The sequence below is a fragment of the Embleya sp. NPDC025285 genome (assembly GCF_055558835.1).
On sequence record NZ_JBVHLU010000014.1, the window covers coordinates 24,401 to 41,357 of the forward strand.

A 16,957-nucleotide genomic window follows, 5' to 3' on the forward strand; every position below is an offset into this window, starting at 1 on the left:
CGGCGGTCACCGGAGCCTGCTCGACATCAGCACGCTGACCAGGTGCAGCACGGTCTGCAGGAGCGCGATGGCGGCGAGCGCGCTCACCGCGATCCTGCTGTACAGCAGGCCGCCGTCGTCGGCCACCAGGTCGAGTACACCCGCCAGGAGCAGGAAGATCGACGCCTCGACGGCGCCGACCAGGCGGTGGAACTTGAGCGAGGCGACGATCTTGCGCGCCGACGCGGCGCCCGAGGAACGCGGCACGGCGGCGGCGTCCTGGACCGGCGGCAGGCCGCTCTTCGCCCGCGCGCCGTCGACCAGGTCGGTCTCCGACTTGATCAGGATCGCGCCCAGCGCGGCGACCACGCCCAGCGTCGCGTAGCCGTTGAAGCCGCCGCCGTCCAGGACACCCGCGGCATGCAGGCCCGCGCCGGAGAGCAGCGCGGCCTCGGAGAGGTAGTGGCCGACCCGGTCGAGGTAGACGCCGGTGACCGAGGTCTGCCGCCGCCAGCGCGCCACCTCGCCGTCGACGCAGTCGAGCAGCAGGTAGAGCTGCACCAGGAGCAGCGCCGCGAGCGGCCCCGCGATCCCGGGCAGGATCAGCGCGGCGCCGGCGGCGATGCCCGCGAGGATCATCATGTAGGTGAGGCCGTTGGGCGTCACCCGGGTCCCGACGATGCGTCGGGTGACCTGGAGGGAGATCTGCCGCATGTAGATGCGTCCGGCCCAGTGTTCGCCACTGCGCCGATCGAGCAGGCCCTCGGGGTGTACGACCGAGCGAAGCTCAGCCGCCGTAGGTGTGGACATATTCGGTCACCGAATCCCGGATGGCGTCATTGTCGAGGTCGAGATGTTCGAGGATGGTGAAGCGTCCCGGACGGGTCTGGGGCGCGTGACTCACCGCCGCCACGAATTCGTCGATGGTCAGGCCGAGATGCTCCGGCACGACCGGCAGCCTGTGCCGATCAAGGGCGCTCGTCAAGAGCTTCGTCAGTGCGGTGTCGCCACGCAGGTGGGTGGCGAACGCGGCGCCCAGGCCGACCTGTTCGCCATGCAGCCCGTCGTGGCCGTCGCGCTCGCCGTAGAGCAGGTCGATGGCGTGCGAGATCTCGTGACAGGCTCCGCTGCAGGGGCGGGTGGTGCCGGCGACGGACATCGCGATGCCGGAGAGTACGAGGCCCTCGGCCAGGGCCACGAGGAAGTCGTCGTCCTCGATGCCGCCGGGGCGGTGCAGGATCGAGTCGCCGGAGGTGCGGGCCAGCGCGACCGCGAGGCCGTCCACCGGCTCGCCGGTCTCGCGCTGGGACAGCTCCCAGTCGGCCACCGCGCACAGATTGGACAGGGATTCGCCGATGCCGGAGCGGACGAAGCGCTGCGGCGCCGCGCGGACCAGGTCCAGGTCCACCACCAGGGCGATCGGTGTGGGCACGCCGTAGGAGCCGCGCCCCGCGTCGTTGTCCAGGATGCTCACCGGCGACGCGATGCCGTCGTGGGCGAGATTGGTGGCGACCGCGACCATGGGCAGGCCCACCCGCGCGGCGGCGTACTTGGTCGCGTCCAGGACCCGGCCGCCGCCCAGACCGACCACGGCGTCGTAGGCGCCGCCGCGCATGCGGTCGGCGAGGTCTACGGCGGCGGTCAGTGTGCCGCCGGCGACGGTGTACCACTCGGCGCCGGGCAGGTGCGGCGCGAACCGCTCGCGCAGCCGGGCCCCGGAGCCCTCGCTGACCACGACCGCTATCCGACCCGACGTGGAGACCCGGCGGTCGGCCAGGATGCCCGCGAGGTCGTCGACCGCACCCGCGCGGATGTCGACGGTGAGCGGGGTGGGGACCAGACGGGTCAGTACCGGCACGCGATCTCCCGCGCGACCATGAGGTCCTCGGTGGTGTCGATCTCGGTCCACGGCACCCGGGTGTCCGACGCGCTGATCGGCTGCACGTCGACCCGACCGCCCCGGTTCACCAGTTCCTGGTAGCCGTCCTCGTAGTAGAGCTGTGGGTCGCGCTCGAAGGTCGCGCGCAGCGCGTCGATCAACGCGGGCGCCGCGTGGCCCTCGATCAGCGTGACGCCGATGTACTCGCCGGCCGCCTCGGCCGGGTCCATCAGCTTGGTGATCCGGCGCATCCGGCCGTCCTCGCCGAGGGTGACCTTCATTTCCTCGTCGGCGAGCGGCTTGGCGGTGTCCAGGGCCAGGATGATGCCCTTGGCGTCGGCCCCGGAGGTATCGCGCGCGGCCAGCATCGTCTCCTGGACCGAGACCGGGTGCAGCGTGTCGCCGTTGGCCAGCAGCACGCCGTCCGCGAGATGGTCGCGCGCGCACCACAGGGAGTAGGCGTTGTTCCACTCCTCGGCCTTGTCGTTGTCGACCATGTGCAGCTTCAGACCGTAGCGGCGCTCCAGCAGGCCCTGCCGGTCGCGGATCGCGTCGCCGCAGTAGCCGACCACGATCGCGGCCTCGGTCAGGCCGACCGCGGCGTAGTGGGAGAGGGTGACCTCCAGGATCGACCGTTCGCTGTCCGGCGCACCGGGCGCGCCCACCGGCACCAGGGCCTTGGGCAGCGTGTCGGTGTGCGGGCGCAGCCGGCGGCCGGCGCCGGCGGCGAGAACGAGGCCGATCATGAGAGGTCTCCAGTTCGATCGGAGGCCGCCGCGGCGGCGGCCTCCAGGGGGCGGTACGGCGGCGTCGAGGCCGAGGGAGCCGGTCCCACCGGGGTCACGTCGTCGATGTCGGGGCGCGCGCCGCGCACCCAGAACACGACACTCTCGGTGAGCACGATCGCCGCGAGCACGACGGCCGTCGCGATCAGGCCGGTGCACAGGGTGCCCGAGCCCAGTGCGGCCAGCAAGGTCACCAGGAGCACCCGCCCCTCGTGACCGAGCACCAGCCACACCAGCGCCCGGGGCGGGGCGCCGTAGCCACCGCGCAGGCGGTACACCGTGTCGTAGTGATGGTAGGCCGTGGCCGCGACCAAGCCGAACGCGGCGGCCACCGCGGTGGGCACCACCCGGGCCGCGAGGATGGTGATCGCGGCGTACTCGGCGGCCCGGAAGATCGGCGGCACCACCCAGTCGAGCCGGCGCACCAGTGGCCGGCCGATCGCGATCCCGGCGCACAGCGCGTAGGCGCCGGCACCGGCCAGGCCCCACCACTCGCCCGCGCCGCCCGCGAGCAGCACCGCGACCAGTGCGGCGGTGCCGAGCAGGGCGGCGGCGGGGGCCGGGACGCGCAACCGCAGCCGGCCCACCAGTTCGGCGAGCGGACCGCTGTCGGCGAGTGCGGCGAGGTGTTCGCCCACCTGCGGGACGAACGCGGCGCGGCGCGGCAGCGAGCGCAGGATCCGGCCCAGCGAGGTGTAGCAGGCGGCGAGCACGCAGCCGACGATCAGCACGACGAAGGTGATCCGCGGCGTGGTGGTGGCGGTGAGCACGGCGATCAGCGCCCAGCGCTCGCCGATCGGCAGGATGATCATCCGCCGGGCCCACACGGTCCAGCCGACCGAGTTCAGCTTGCCGGAGAGCTTGGCGCCCGCACCGCCGTCGGCGCTGTCGTCGTCTCCGCCGCCGATGCCGCGTCGGGTCTCGTTGAAGGCGAAGTCGACGATGTGCCGGGTGGTCATCACCACCATCGCGACCAGCGCGAGGGTCCACACGTCGTCGTCGTGCCGGGCCGCGCCGAGCGCGAGGCCCGCGTAGACCGCGTACTCCTTGGCCCGGTCGAAGGTGGCGTCCAGCCACGAGCCGATCCGCGAGTAGCTCACCGCGTAGCGCGCGAGCTGGCCGTCGGTGCAGTCCAGCACGAAGGAGAAGTACAGGCCCAGCGCCGCGGCGATGTATCCCGCGCGGGTGCCGGTCGCGGCCCCGGCCGCCGCCATCAGTGCGACGAACAGCGACGCGACGGTGACCTGGTTGGGGGTCAGCCCCCGGCGGGCGCACCAGCGCGCGAGGTAGCGCGACCACGTGCTCACCGCGAACGTGGTGAAGAAGCCGTCCCGGGCCTTGACCGCCGAGTTCAGCCGGATCCGCTCGTCGTCCACGGCCGCCACCGCGGCCAGCGCCCGGGTGCGCGCGGCCTCGTCGTGGGCGACCTCGGCGACCAGGTCGCCCAGCGGGACCTCGCGCGGCGCGATGCCGGCCTCGGTCAATCGTTCGGCCAGCAGGTCGGGGACGCACACGTTCGCCGGCTGCCGGTCGAGCGCGGCCAGGATCCGGGCCGCCTCGGCGCGCGCCTCGCCCTCGAGCGCGAGCACGCCGGGCACGTGCGCGACCGGGAAACGGGTGTCGGCGATCACCAGGCGCAGCGCATGCCGGTGGCCGACGAAGCGCGCGTCGACGAGGGTCACCCGACAGTCGCCGCCGGCCAGGGCGCTCGCGAGGGCGTCCGCCGCGACCACCTCGATCTCGGGGACCCGGCGGTCGATCGCGGACAGCTCGGCGAGCAGCGGGGCGGGATCCGGCCGATCCGTCCGAGCCGTCGAACCGGTGGAGGTGGGCTCTGTGACGACCAGGGCAGTGGACAGGCGCCATCACTCCTTTGAGCAATCGCCGCAGCAACGCCGATCGAGCGGAGGGTGTGGGGAGTTCCCCGAAACAACGAGACAGGTTAACGGATCATCCGCCGTCGTCCGCCACCCGCGAGCGAGAACCGATTTCCGGCCGCCCTCGCGAGGCCGCCGGGCCGAACCGCGCGCACCGCGTTCGCGTCTCCATTGTCCGTGCGGTGTCCGTCCCGTGTCCGTCCCGTCGATGCCCGGCGGATGTGCCGCCGCCCGGCGTGTGGCGTCCCGCGACCGGGATTGGCCCGGCCCTCCGCAGCCTGACTAAGCTCGAAGCACCGTTCCCGAACCCCGCCCGCGGAGGTGGCCGCATGAGTGTGTCTCGCGCACCCGACGTGAGCGTGATCGTGATCGTCTACAACGACGCGGCCCGACTGCCGCGCGCGGTGGACTCGGTGCTGCGTCAGACGCTGGACAACCTCGAGATCCTGATCGTCGACGACGCCAGTTCGGACGACAGTTTCGCGGTGGCGGAGCGGTTCGCGGCCGAGCACCCGGACAAGGTGCGAGCGATCCGGCTGCCGCACAACAGCGGCGGATGCAGCCGACCCCGCAACGAGGGCATCGACCAGGCCCGGGGCACCTTCGTGATGTTCCTGGACAGCGACGACACGCTGGACCGGCACGCGTGCAAGAACATGCTGGTGGCCGCCGAGGAGACCGGGTCGGACCTGATCTCCGGGCTGTGCGTGCGCGTGCACGAGAGCCGCAAGGGCAAGCAGACCCCGTGGTACCCGGAGCTGTACGCGGAACGCGCGGTGCTCGAGTCGCTGGACGAGCGCCCGGAGTTGCTCTACGACACGCTGTCCACCAACAAGTGCTACCGGCGTGCCTTCCTGGACGAGCACGAACTGCGCTTCCCCGAGGGCCTGCACTACGAGGACCTGCTGTTCTCGGCCCGTGCCTACCTGGCGGCGAACCGGATCACGCTGATCCCCAACACCGTCTACCAGTGGCGGGTGGTCGAGGACGCGAAGGTGCGTTCGATCTCCAACCGCCGCGGCGAGCTGCGTAACTTCGCCGACCGGCTGACCATCCACCGCCGGATCGACGAGGAGTTGCACGGCGAGGAACACCGGGCGCTGAAGCTGCGGAAGGACATCAAGTTCCTCCAGCACGACCTGGTGCTCTACCTGTGGGGCCTGCCGTTCCAGACCGAGGAATTCCGTCGCGAGTTCATCCCGATGGCCCAGGAGTACCTGGCCACGCTGGACCCGCGCGCGTTCCGCCAGGCCAAGCACATCCCGGCGCTGGCCGCGTATCTGGTGCTGCGCGACGACTGGCCGAACCTGCTCACCGCGATCGACATGGTGCTCAACCGCACCAAGGTGTGCGCGCCGCTGCACCGGCAAGACGGCCGGGTCTACTGGTGCGCGGAGCACCTGGACGACGAGCTCGGTCGCGCGGTCCTGGACGTCACCGACCTGGTGACCTGGTCCAAGCCGCTGAACCTGGTCTGGCTGGGCAACGACCTGACGCACTACTCCTCCTCCGGCGGCTCGCTCCGCCTCGCCGGGCTGATCGTCAATCCGCTGGACCGGATCGCGCCGACCGCGAAGCTCTCCGCCCGTCTGGAGTTCCGCTCCCGGCGCAAGAAGCTCGCGATGACCACGGTGCACGTCCCGGTGGACTCGATCCGGCACACGCCCGAGGGACTGGTGTGGGAGACCACCGTCGACCTCACCCGCACACTGCACCCGGTCGGGGTGCTGGACCCGGTGTGGGACGTGCGGATGGACCTGACGGTCGACGGCGTGGTGACCACGAGTCGTATCTTCGCCACCTCGCTGCCCGAGGACGCGCGGCGGATCCCGATCCGGCCCCGGCTGAGCAAGGCCGTCGGCGACCACGTGGTCCCGTTCATCACGGACAAGGGGCACCTGTCCTTCACCATCACGCACGAGGGCGCGATCGCGCGCAAGGGCCGCGAGTTGGTGCTGCGTACCGCAGACAGCCCGTTCGGTCACAAGCTGGTCGCCACCGCCCGCAAGCAGATCACCCGGACCGGGGCGCGCAAGCGGGAGGCGTTCCGACTGGCCCGGACCGCGCTGGCCAAGCTGCCGGTGCGCAAGGGTCTGGTCGTCTTCGAGAGCCACCTCGGCCTGCAGTACAGCGACAACCCGCGCTACATCCACGAGGAACTGCGGCGCTCCGGTGCCAGGTTCGAGGCGGTGTGGGTCTACGCGGAGAGCCGGGCGGGCTTCCCCAAGGACGCCACGCTGGTCAAGCGCGGCTCGTGGGCGCACTACAAGGCGCTCGCCCAGGCCGAGTTCTGGATCGACAACCAGGGCGTGCTGGGTGACGCGGTGAAGAATCCCGGCACCACGTACATCCAGACCTGGCACGGCTCCGCGCTCAAGCGCATGGGCTTCGACATGCCCTCGGTCAAGCAGTCCGACGCCGCGGCCCAGGCCCGGTTGCAAAAGGGCGTGGACCGCTTCGACTACTTCGTGGTCCGCTCCGAGCACGACGTCGACACGCTGATGGCCGCCTACCGGCTGCGCGCCGAGCCGCTGCGCGTGGGCTACCCGCGCAACGACGCGCTGGCCGACAAGGACGCCGGGACCGCCGATGTCGAGGCGCTGCGGGCCGAGTTGGGCCTGGTCGACGATCCGCGCCGGATCGTGCTGTACGCGCCGACGTTCCGGCCGCGCGGCGAGGACGAGGACTTCGAGATGCCGTTCGATCTCGAGCGCTGGGTCGCGGAGCTGGGCGAGGAGTTCGTGCTGCTGGTGCGTACGCACTACCTGGACGAGGTGGAACTGCCGCCGTCGCTGGCGGCGGACGTGCGCGACGCGTCCACCACGCACGACGTCACGCCGCTGTTGCGGCTGGCCGACGTGCTGATCACCGACTACTCGTCGCTGATGTTCGACTACGCGCTGCTGGATCGGCCGATGGTGTTCTACACCTACGACTACGACGCCTACACCCGGCAGTCGCGCGGTGCCTACTTCGAACTCGCCGAGCAGGCGCCCGGGCCGCTCGCCGGCGACCAGGACGCGCTGTTCGCGGCGATACGCGAGGTGGAGGGCATGCGCGAACGCTACGCGGACCGGCGCCGGGCGTTCGTGAAGTCCTACGGCGAATACGACCGGGGCACCGCCGCCAAGGAGATCGTCGCCCGCTTCTTCCCGACCGGGGGCGCGCAGTGAGCGAGGCAGCAGTGAGCGAGGCAATCGTGACGCGCACACCGCGCGACATCTTCATCGTCTGCAACAACATCGAGGAACTCGGCGGGCTCCAGCGCTGGGCGCACCACACGGCGGGGATGCTCCAGGCGAGCGGGCACACCGTGCACCTGATCGGCGTGGTGCACCCGGAGACCGTGCACGACTACGGCCGTGATCTGCCGTATCGCACCAGCGTGCTGCACCGCGTGCACCCGCCGTCGGCCTGGGGTCCGCGCACCGTGCGGGATCGGCTCAACGTCGGCGCGCAACGCCGCGAGATGTTGCGCAAGGCGTCGATGCGGCAGGCCGCCGACCGGCTGACCGCGTTGTTCCGCGCGGCCCGGCCGGGCGCGATCGTGATCGCGCCGCAGGTCTGGGCGATGGAGTGGGTCGCTCTCGCGGACACCTCCGGGCTGCGGGTGATCGGGATGAGCCACGAGTCGTTCGAGGCGTCCGCCAACTCCTCGCGCGCGCGCCGGGTGCGCCGCTGGTTCGCCGACGTGGACCGGTTGCTGCTGCTCACCGTCGAGGACGCGGACGCGTGGAGCCGGGACGGGCTCAACAACGTCGACGTGCTGCCGAACCCGCTGCCGATCAGGCCGCAGACGTTCTCCGAGCGGGCCGATCCGCTGGTGGTGGGGCTGGGTCGGCTCTCCTTCGAGAAGGGCTACGACCTGCTCCTGGAGGCGTGGGTCGAGGTGGCCCGGCGCAATCCCGAGTGGCGGCTGCGGCTGTACGGGTCGGGTCCCGAGGAGGGCCGGCTGCGCGCCCAGGCGGCGGCGCTCGGCCTGACCGGCACCGTCGAGTTCGCCGGGCAGACCGCCGATGTCGAGGGCGCGCTGCGCGAGGGCTCGGTGTTCGTCGCCCCCTCGCGCGCCGAGGGCTTCCCGATCTCGCTGATGGAGGCGATGGCGATGGGCGTGCCCAGCGTCGCGTTCGACTGCGCGCCGGGCGTGCGCGAGATCCTCACCCACGAGCGCAACGGTCTCCTGGTGCCGCGGGGCAACACCCACGAGTTCACCGCCGCGCTGGAGCGCCTGATCCGCGACCGCGACCTGCGCGACCGGCTCGGCAAGCGGGGGCTCGAGGACGTCACCCGGTTCGCGCCGGAGGCGGTGCTGGAACGCTGGGAGCAGATCTTCGACTACGTCTACCGGTGAGCCCGCCCGGCGGGTCGACCCCGCCGGGCGGATCGGGTCGGTCGGGTCATGACGCCCGGCGGCGGCGGAGCCGGGCGCCCAACACCTCGCGCACACCGACCCCACCGCCCGCGTGGCGAATCGCCAGCGAGCGGCTCGCGGTCCGGTAGAACTGCACGAACGCGACTCCGTGCCGCAGGTCCGGGCGCAACCGGCGGCCCAGTCCCGTCCCGGCCCGAACCTTGGTGACCAGCGGCGGGCCCTCGGCCAGGTGCACCCGGGCCCACACGTCCCACACCGTGAAGGGCTCCGCGCCGGCCAGCACGGTTCCCTCGACGGTGACGGTCGTGGACCAGCCGGACGCGTCCGCGAGACCGCGCAGCAGCCCCTCGCGCACGCCCACGGCCCGGACCTCGATGCCGTGTCGATCGCGCAGTTCCAGGTCGAGCCGGACCGGGCCGGCCGCCGCGAGCCGGCCGTACAGGTCGTGCACCGTGACGTCCAGCGTGTTGCCGACCGTGCCGCGCACGTTCGCCTCCACGACCGCGGGCAGGTCGGCGGGCGCGATCTCCGCGAGCCCGTCCAGGACCACCTTCGGTCCGGTCTCGTCCCACACCGGCGTGCCCGCGTGCTCCGGGTACGGACCGATCAGGCGCGGCGGCTCGGCCGCCAGTTCGGCGAGCCGCGCGACGCCCGCGGGCGTCTCGTGTGCGGCGATCACGGCCGCGGCCCACCGAGCGGTGGGGAACGCCCGCGCGAACGCCTCGGGTTCGAAGGAGGCGAGGTGTGCCCGGCAGGCGCGCCACCACTCCTCCCGGTACTCGGCGGTGCGCGCGCCCAGGTCCCGCAGGTACAGCCGCAGGTCGTGCTCGAGGAACTTGGTCAGCGCCGCCGCCCGCAGCGCGGTGCGGCCGGCCTCGGTGAAGATGTCCACGACCTGTCGGTGCGCGTCGAGCCGGTCGAGCCAGTTGGCCACCCGGTCCCGGCGCAGCGAGATCGAGGGGTCGCCGCCGTCGCGGCGCACGTGCCACGTGTACACGTGGTCCGGCACCACCGCCAGGCGGGGCCCGGCCGCGTACACGCGCGCCGTGAACACGAAGTCCTCGTAGTGCGCGGCGCCGTCGGGAAAGCGGATGTCGTGCTCGAGCAGGAACGCCCGGTCGTAGAGCTTGTTGACCGAGAGGGTGTCCCACACCGTCTCGGGTCGCAGCTCCGGGTCGGCGTGCACGGCCGCGGTCGTGAACAACTGCGGCTGCCAGGGCACATCGCGCACCCTGGGCAGTTCCCGGCGTACGCACAGCCCGGCCACGACCTCGGCGTCGTGCGCGTCCGCGGCGGCCGAGAGCACCGCCACCGCGCCGGGCGGCAGCACGTCGTCGCTGTCCAGGAACACGATCCGGGCGGCGCGCGCGGCGCGCACCCCGTCGTTGCGCGGGGAGCCGCATCCACCGCTGTTGTCCGCCCGGCGCACGATCCGCACCCGCGGATCCTCGGCCGCGAGCCGCGCGCACACCTCGGGCGTGGCGTCGGTCGAGGCGTCGTCCACGATCACCAGCTCACCCACCACCTCGCCCTGCGTCAGGGCCGAGCGCACCGCTTCGGCGAGTCGGTCCGCGTCGTTGTACACGATGACGACGACGCAGACCCGGAGGTCGAGGGGCTCGCTCATGTCACTTCCTGTCGGGCGCGTCTTGCGGGCTCTTGCAGCCGTTGGCGGGGAACGGGATCCGCGGCACCGACGCGAGACGCTCGCCGGGCTTGAGCATCGGCTGGGCCTTGAAGTCGTAGGTGCACCGGGTGGGGTTGCTGAACAGTACTTCCAGCCGCAGGTCGGGGCGGTCCCGCCGCAACGTCTGCAGGGTCGCCAGGGTCACCGGGTCGTCGGTGACCACTCGCATCGGCAGCTTGGGGAACTTGACCGCGATGCGCTGGGTGAGTTGCTCCGGGGTCTCCTGGTTGCCGTAGGTGGGCTTGGTCTGCCACGCGGTGCCGAGGTTGCGCGAGAGCACGTCGACCCACAGCGTCCCGTAGTAGTTGGCCTGCCAGTCGTTCTTCATCTGCACTATCGTCGCGTGGCCCTGGGGCTTGGGCTGGGCCTTCATCACGGCCAGGATCAACTGGGCAAGCCTGGGCTGGTCCATCTTCTTCTCGAAGTAGCCCACACCCCAGCTGAGATCCTTCGGCGGCTTGCGCCAGACCTCGCGGTCGGGGTTCGCGTTGTAGCCGATGGAAACCACCACGCACAGCGCCAGCGCGCTCGCGGTCAGCGGACGGGTGAACGGCTCGGCGACCCGCGAGCGGGCGGCGAAGTGGCCGGGCCGCCATCTCGGCGCCACGAACCAGGTACCACCCAGGCAGACCAGGCCGACCACGATCAACTGGTGCAGCAACTTCTCGTAGTAGTAGGAGGTCTCGCCCAGGATGCGGCTCTGGTAGAGGTACATCAGCGCGACGATCCCGGTCGCGCCGCCCAGCCACAGGATCGCCATCCGCCGGACCGGGTGGCGCCACGCGGACCGGGAGGCCAGACCCAGCGCGGTCACGAAGACCAGGACCACGATCAGGTGCCGGATGGTGGGGCTGATCCCGCCGCCCGCGTTCAACGAATCCGACTTCACCGACTCGCTGTTGAGGATCGGCAGGTACAGCGCGCCGACCGCGGTGACCACGACCGCGCCGACGGTCCACAGCGGCTGCACCCACAGTCGCTTGCGGTTGCCCACCACCCAGACCAGGAGCAGCACGCCGGCCAGCGGCAGGAACAGGTAGTAGGTAAAGGACAATCCGGTGGTCAGCGCGGCCAGCACGCACATCTGCTCGCGCAGCCGGGGAAGCGGTCGGGTGGTGACCGCGACCATCAGCGCGAGCAGGCCGAGCCCGACGAACTCGCTCGGGAACCCGCGCAGGAACATCGACATGCCGTCGCCGAAGTACAGGTACGCGGCGGCGGCGCCGCCGACCACGACATAGCGCCACGTCGACAACGCGGGTCCGGCGATCCAGCGCATCGACCACAAAACCGCGAAGACGAGGAAGACGAATGTGGCCGCGTAGAAGTAGACGAAATGGTTCAACGCGGTCGTGCCGGAACCCGCGGTGGTGCTCGAACGCAGGAAGTTGTCGAACAGACTCATCCCGAAGTGGCTGCCCTGCGGATAACCGAAAAGTTCATTCGTCAGTCCGGTTCGCGTTTCCGAGCGATTCAGGAACGTGTAACCACCGGCGGTCCTGATCGTGTCGTAGAGCGCGAAATGCCGGCCGAGGTCCTCGGCCACCGCGACCAGGGACAACCGGCCGACCAGGCCGCGACCGAGGTAGGGATAAAGGGTCCCGAAGGTGACCACCGCGGTCAGCGCCGCGGTCACCACATCGCCCGGGGCCAGGATCCGCGGCAGCGCCGGACGGCGGCCGGCGACCACCGCCACGATCGACACGGCACTGAAGCCGACTCCGGCCACCGGCACCGGGTGCAGGCCCCACGGCCACACCGAGAACACCAGCCCGGCCAGGCAGGTCGCGCCTGTGACCAGGGCGAACGCGATGACCAGCCGGTCCGTCACGGTCCGCCCCGAGCGCAGCAGCGACGCCACGAGGCCGACGAAGAGCACCGGCAACACGACCGCGACGTGGGCCGCGTAGGCCGCGATCGGCACCAGCCAGGACAGCGCCAGGGCGGCGAGCAGGATCAGCACTCCTCGCACCAGCCTTCCGGATCCACGGGGTCGAGGCGGGCCCGGCGAGGCGACCGAACCCATCGGTGGAGCGGTCGTCCGCGCGCTGTCTGAGACGGTCACGAATCCTCGTTCGGTCCGGGTGAAACACACGTCCTGGGCCGGGCAAGGATATCGCATGGCATAAACGAGCCGAATTCAGACCTTGATGAAGTCCCATTTTTGGGCGTCCCCGCCGCCGGGCGGTGCCTGAAATACATCTCCGCCCGGTGCGCGGGCTCCGGTGAGCGCCATACCGGAATGCGCGAACAGCAGGCCGAATCCGCCGGCGACATCGCCGCGCACGCGCAGCGCCTGCGCCGGGTCCAGGGCCCGCGCGGCCAACCGGGGCACACAATCGGCGGTCGTGGCGGCGCCGGGGATCGCCACGATCCGGTCGCCGGCGACCGGGAGCAGCCCCCAGCCGTACCGGATACCGGCCAGCCGGAACACGGTGCCCTCGTGGCCCTTGGCCGCCGCGGCGGTCAACGGGGCGTCGGGTTCCGGGCGTACGGTCAACTCCAGCCCGTTGCCGCGATTGCGGATGCGATATCGCGGCCCCAGATAGGGATGCCCGGCGATCGGGGCGGCCCGATCGGGAACCGGCATCGGGAGCACGAGATCACGGCGCCACGCGGCGTTCGCGAGATAGGACTTGTGCAGCCACGGACCGTATACCTTGCTGCGCTTGGCGTCCGCGTCGTATTCGGTGTAGATGGCGAATGCCTGCTTTTTCTTCGCCGCCTGTTCGGGGCTCAGATTCGGCGGTTCCTGCTGGATCGTGTAGTCGCGGTGATATACGACGGGCGACGCCGGAACGTCCTGCTCCAGGGCGTACATCACCATGCGGGCCACGGCCACGTGATCCTGGTGGAATCCGCCCACCGGATCCGGGTCGCCCTGGAGGTCGGAGGTCGGATCCAGCGTGTTGACCCGATCCGGCTTGAACTCGTCCCGCACCCCGCGCAGAAAGGCGGCCAGGCCGTCGCGGTCGAACTCCTGGGCCGGGAAGGCGTCCCCGGGGCGGGTGGCGATCCGGGTGTTGTCGGCGTACAGACCCCACATGCGTTTCGCGCCGAGCGGAGTGCGCATGAAGCCGTCCGGAATCCGGGTCTCGAGTATGGACACCCGATCCCCCAGCGTCCACAACGTCGCGCGCACGCCGCCCATGTCGTAGGGCTGCGCCTTCCACTCGCCGGGCTTGGCGCCCACGGTCTGCGCGTAGGCGTCGCGCAGACCCGCCTCGCGATCCTTCATGTACTTCGGATAGTCCGCGTAGTCCGAGGCGTTGAAGTACACCGTGCGCAGCGCGGCGCCCGCCGCCAGGTTGTCCAGCAACTCCGGACTGAGGAACAGCAGATCGTCGTCGTGGTGCGCGACCACGTTGAGCACCCTCGATGCGCCGGAGCCCGCGGGCGCCGGGCGGACGGGCCGCGGCTTCGCGGTCCCGCCCCGGTCGAGCAACTCGACCGCCCCGATCGCACCCGCGCCACCGAGCGCGAGAGCGCAACCACCGACAAACACATTCCTGCGCGATACGACCATCTTCGGACTCGGGTCCACTTCCGTGTGCGTGCGGCGCGGCCCGGTCGTCCGCCCGAGAATCGAATCAGCTGGTCGAGATGTGCTCGGAGGCCGGAACCTCGGCGACCTCCGGCGGCTCGGCACCCTCCGTGAGCTCGACCCGAGCCGGCGCCGGCGGCCGGTTCGCGTTGAGCAACTGCGCCTCGCGGATGGCCACGCTGCGCGCCAGGTCGGTGATCTTCTTCTCCAGGGACCGGAACCGCATGAAGGTGTTCATCGCCATGAAGGCGACACCCACTACGAGGCCGTAGAGGATCAAGTCGGTTCCACGACCGACGCCCACCTTGTGTGCGAGCCACGTGGTGTCGGAGGGACGAATCACCGCGTAGGCGTTCACACCGACGAACAACAGGAACGCGATGCGCTTCCAGGCCCGGGTACGCACCTGGTCCCACTGGATGACGAACAGGGCCAGCAGGCCCGCGGCACCGAGGAGGAGAATTCCCTGGATCAACATACGATCATTTACCCCGCTGCCGAACCGACATGTCAAAGAGGATGTTCACGCCATTGATGAGCGATTGCCCCTTGGCTTTCGAGTACTCGGTGTAGATCACGGAGACGGGCATCTCCGTGATCCGCAGACCCGAGCGCGCCAGGAAACCGACGATCTCCGACGCGTGCGCCATTCCGTTCATGCTGATGCGCAATCGCGCCGCAGCCTCTCGATTGAAGACGCGCAGTCCGTTGTGCGCGTCCGTCAAGCGGAGTTTGCGCGACGTGAGACTCAACGCCGCGACGGTGCGCAGAACGATTCGCTTTATCTTGGGGATCTCCGTGGTGGATTCCAGGAATCTGGATCCGAGCACGACGTCGACATCACCCACCCGCAGGCGTTCGATCATGGCCTGGGCATCCTCGACACGGTGTTGCCCGTCCGCGTCGAAGGTAACGAAATACCGGGCACCGGGTTGGGCGAGCGCGTAGGTCATTCCGGTCTGCAAAGAGGCGCCCTGGCCGAGATTGACCGGGTGCTTCACCAGATGGGCGACGGTTCCGAAGATCTCCCGGGCGGAGTTGTCCGAACTGCCGTCGTCCACGCAAACAATGTTCGGGAATACTAGAGATGCATCCGTGACGACTTGGGCGATGACCTGATCTTCATTGAAGACAGGAATCACCAACCATACGTCGCTGTAGTCCCGCACCAGACACTCCAAGAGATGAGTTTTCGCTACCGCGTCTGATTATTCCGAGCAACAATCCGAAGGGACGAACCGACGCGCACTCGGCCCGGCCCGCGCGGCCTCCGGTCGATCATCGGTCGAACCTGTCGCCTCGTATGTCCAGTAGACTCGCGAAGCTATGGGCCCATCACCTCAGAGGATCCTAACCGATCGGCTGCCTGGTAGGTCGCCCTTGATCGCCTGTACGGTCATGTCCTGAGGGCCCGAGCGGTCCGTCGAGCGGCGACGCGGGTGGGTCCGATCCCCCATGCCGCCCCATCCATCCCAACTTCGCATCGGCCGGGTCACCGTGAATCTCGTAGTACGCGCCGTCCGGGCCCTGCCCCCGGGCACGCTCCGAGTCGGCATCGGCGTCGTCGTCCTGGGCGCCGCCTCATATGTGCATCTCGCACTCGCCGGCCACACGCTGTCCTCCGACGGCATGGCAAATGTATCGGTTTTGTGGACGATCGCATTCTCGGTGGGATATGGATTTTATACCCCTGTCGAGCAGGAGATCACCCGAATCGTCGCCGCCCGGAAAATAGGGGGCGAAGGGGCCGCGCCCGTGCTGCGGCGGGGAATGATCCTCGCCGGCGCAATCCTGCTGGCCGTGCTCGTGGTGGTCGCCGCCGGGGCCGTGCCGATCTCCGATCGCCTGTTCGCCGGACAGCGCAGCATGCTCGTCGCGCTGGCGGGCGCGTTCCTCGGGCTCGCCGCGACCGCGGTCACCCGCGGAATCCTCGCCGGACTCGGCCTGTTCCGCGAGTACGGCGCGCAGCTCGCGATCGACGGCGGCCTGCGGATCGCCTTCGCCGTCGCCCTCGGGGTCGCCGACGTGCAGTCGGCGCTGATGTTCAGCCTGATCCTGACCGCGGCCCCGCTCCTGTCGGTCCTGGTCACCCTGCGACCGGTGCTGCGGCACGCGCTGCCGGGGACCACCGTGCCGTGGAAGGCGATGTACCAGGGCCTGGCCCTGTTGATCGTCTCGATGATGTTGTCCCAGATCGTGGTGAACATCGCGGTCATCAACGTCAAGCTGCTCGAACCCGGCGAGGTCGAGCTGGTCAGCGCGTTGCTGTCGGCGATCGTGCTGGCCCGAGTGCCGCTCTTCGTCTTCAGCTCGCTGCAGACCTCGCTGCTCCCGGGGCTGGCCGGCGCGCACGCGGCCGGGAATCGGGCCGCGTTCCGCCAACTGGTGCTGCGCAGTTGCGGAATCGTCGCGGTCCTGGGGCTGGGTGGCGGGCTCGTGGCCACGGTCGCAGGCCCGTGGCTGGTACCGACGCTGTTCGGCGCGCCCAGGGTCCTGGGCACCGCGGACTTCGCGTGGTTCTCCATGGGCACCCTGTGCTACATGCTCGCACTCGTGCTGGGACAGGCCCTGATGGCCCAGGGCGCCCACCGGCAGCAGATGTGGTCCTGGGTGGTCGGCGTCGCCGCGCTCGTGGCGGTGACCGCCTCGCCGGGTTCGATCCAGCTCCGGGTCGAGGCGGCCTACCTGACCGGCTCTCTGGTCACCACGCTGATGATGGCGTTCCTGCTGTGGAGTCTGGGAAAGCGCGATGTGGGGCACCATGTGAGCGATGCCCGACGGGACGACGCGTTGCGGGGTACGCCGTCCGACACAGTCGTGCAGGCCTGACAAGC

12 protein-coding genes are annotated in these 16,957 nt (G+C 70.4%); 3 read left to right on the top strand and 9 right to left on the bottom strand.

Annotated features, from left to right (window positions below):
* Nucleotides 1-6 precede the first annotated feature (6 nt).
* Genes ACZ4FV_RS11800 through ACZ4FV_RS11815 form a run of 4 tightly spaced genes read right to left on the bottom strand, consistent with a single transcriptional unit; the run spans nucleotide 7 to nucleotide 4,376 of the window.
* Complete coding sequence (locus tag ACZ4FV_RS11800) at nucleotides 7-789, bottom strand: CDP-alcohol phosphatidyltransferase family protein (RefSeq protein ID WP_395864423.1); 783 nt, start codon at nucleotides 787-789, stop codon at nucleotides 7-9.
* Nucleotides 767-1,837 (bottom strand): iron-containing alcohol dehydrogenase family protein, encoded by a 1,071-nt coding sequence (locus ACZ4FV_RS11805; protein ID WP_395864425.1) that lies wholly within the window; start codon nucleotides 1,835-1,837, stop codon nucleotides 767-769. Before ACZ4FV_RS11805 ends, ACZ4FV_RS11800 begins: the two co-directional genes overlap by 23 nt.
* A complete protein-coding gene (locus ACZ4FV_RS11810; RefSeq protein ID WP_395864427.1) occupies nucleotides 1,825-2,604 on the bottom strand; it encodes a phosphocholine cytidylyltransferase family protein in 780 nt (259 codons plus the stop codon). Before ACZ4FV_RS11810 ends, ACZ4FV_RS11805 begins: the two co-directional genes overlap by 13 nt.
* Complete coding sequence (locus tag ACZ4FV_RS11815; RefSeq protein ID WP_465322562.1) at nucleotides 2,601-4,376, bottom strand: DUF5941 domain-containing protein; 1,776 nt, start codon at nucleotides 4,374-4,376, stop codon at nucleotides 2,601-2,603. Before ACZ4FV_RS11815 ends, ACZ4FV_RS11810 begins: the two co-directional genes overlap by 4 nt.
* Before the next feature lie 473 nt (nucleotides 4,377-4,849).
* On the opposite strand from ACZ4FV_RS11815, the gene ACZ4FV_RS11820 reads away from it, so the two are divergent.
* Complete coding sequence (locus ACZ4FV_RS11820; protein WP_402236044.1) at nucleotides 4,850-7,693, top strand: bifunctional glycosyltransferase/CDP-glycerol:glycerophosphate glycerophosphotransferase; 2,844 nt, start codon at nucleotides 4,850-4,852, stop codon at nucleotides 7,691-7,693.
* 11 nt (nucleotides 7,694-7,704) lie between these two features.
* Entirely contained in the window at nucleotides 7,705-8,871 is a 1,167-nt protein-coding gene (locus ACZ4FV_RS11825) for a glycosyltransferase (protein WP_402236041.1), read from the top strand.
* Nucleotides 8,872-8,917: 46 nt separating this feature from the next.
* Here the strand turns inward: ACZ4FV_RS11825 and ACZ4FV_RS11830 are convergent, their stop codons facing one another.
* The 5 genes from ACZ4FV_RS11830 to ACZ4FV_RS11850 all read right to left on the bottom strand — a co-directional run bounded on the left by ACZ4FV_RS11830 (nucleotide 8,918) and on the right by ACZ4FV_RS11850 (nucleotide 15,292).
* Nucleotides 8,918-10,519 carry a glycosyltransferase family 2 protein gene (locus ACZ4FV_RS11830; protein ID WP_402236038.1) on the bottom strand — a complete coding sequence of 534 codons (1,602 nt, stop codon included), beginning with the start codon at nucleotides 10,517-10,519 and terminating at the stop codon, nucleotides 8,918-8,920.
* Between the two features lies 1 nt (nucleotide 10,520).
* The gene (locus ACZ4FV_RS11835; RefSeq protein WP_395864436.1) at nucleotides 10,521-12,551 is read right to left on the bottom strand and encodes a hypothetical protein; all 2,031 of its coding nucleotides are present in this window, start codon (nucleotides 12,549-12,551) and stop codon (nucleotides 10,521-10,523) included.
* Between the two features lie 168 nt (nucleotides 12,552-12,719).
* Nucleotides 12,720-13,943: a hypothetical protein gene (locus tag ACZ4FV_RS11840; RefSeq protein ID WP_395864438.1), complete on the bottom strand. Its 1,224-nt coding sequence runs from the start codon at nucleotides 13,941-13,943 to the stop codon at nucleotides 12,720-12,722.
* 226 nt (nucleotides 13,944-14,169) lie between these two features.
* Entirely contained in the window at nucleotides 14,170-14,601 is a 432-nt protein-coding gene (locus ACZ4FV_RS11845; RefSeq protein ID WP_395864440.1) for a DUF2304 domain-containing protein, read from the bottom strand.
* A gap of 4 nt (nucleotides 14,602-14,605) precedes the next feature.
* A complete protein-coding gene (locus ACZ4FV_RS11850; protein ID WP_395864442.1) occupies nucleotides 14,606-15,292 on the bottom strand; it encodes a glycosyltransferase family 2 protein in 687 nt (228 codons plus the stop codon).
* 328 nt (nucleotides 15,293-15,620) lie between these two features.
* On the opposite strand from ACZ4FV_RS11850, the gene ACZ4FV_RS11855 reads away from it, so the two are divergent.
* Nucleotides 15,621-16,952, top strand: coding sequence for a lipopolysaccharide biosynthesis protein (locus tag ACZ4FV_RS11855; protein WP_395864443.1), 1,332 nt, complete (start codon nucleotides 15,621-15,623; stop codon nucleotides 16,950-16,952).
* Nucleotides 16,953-16,957: the final 5 nt, after the last annotated feature.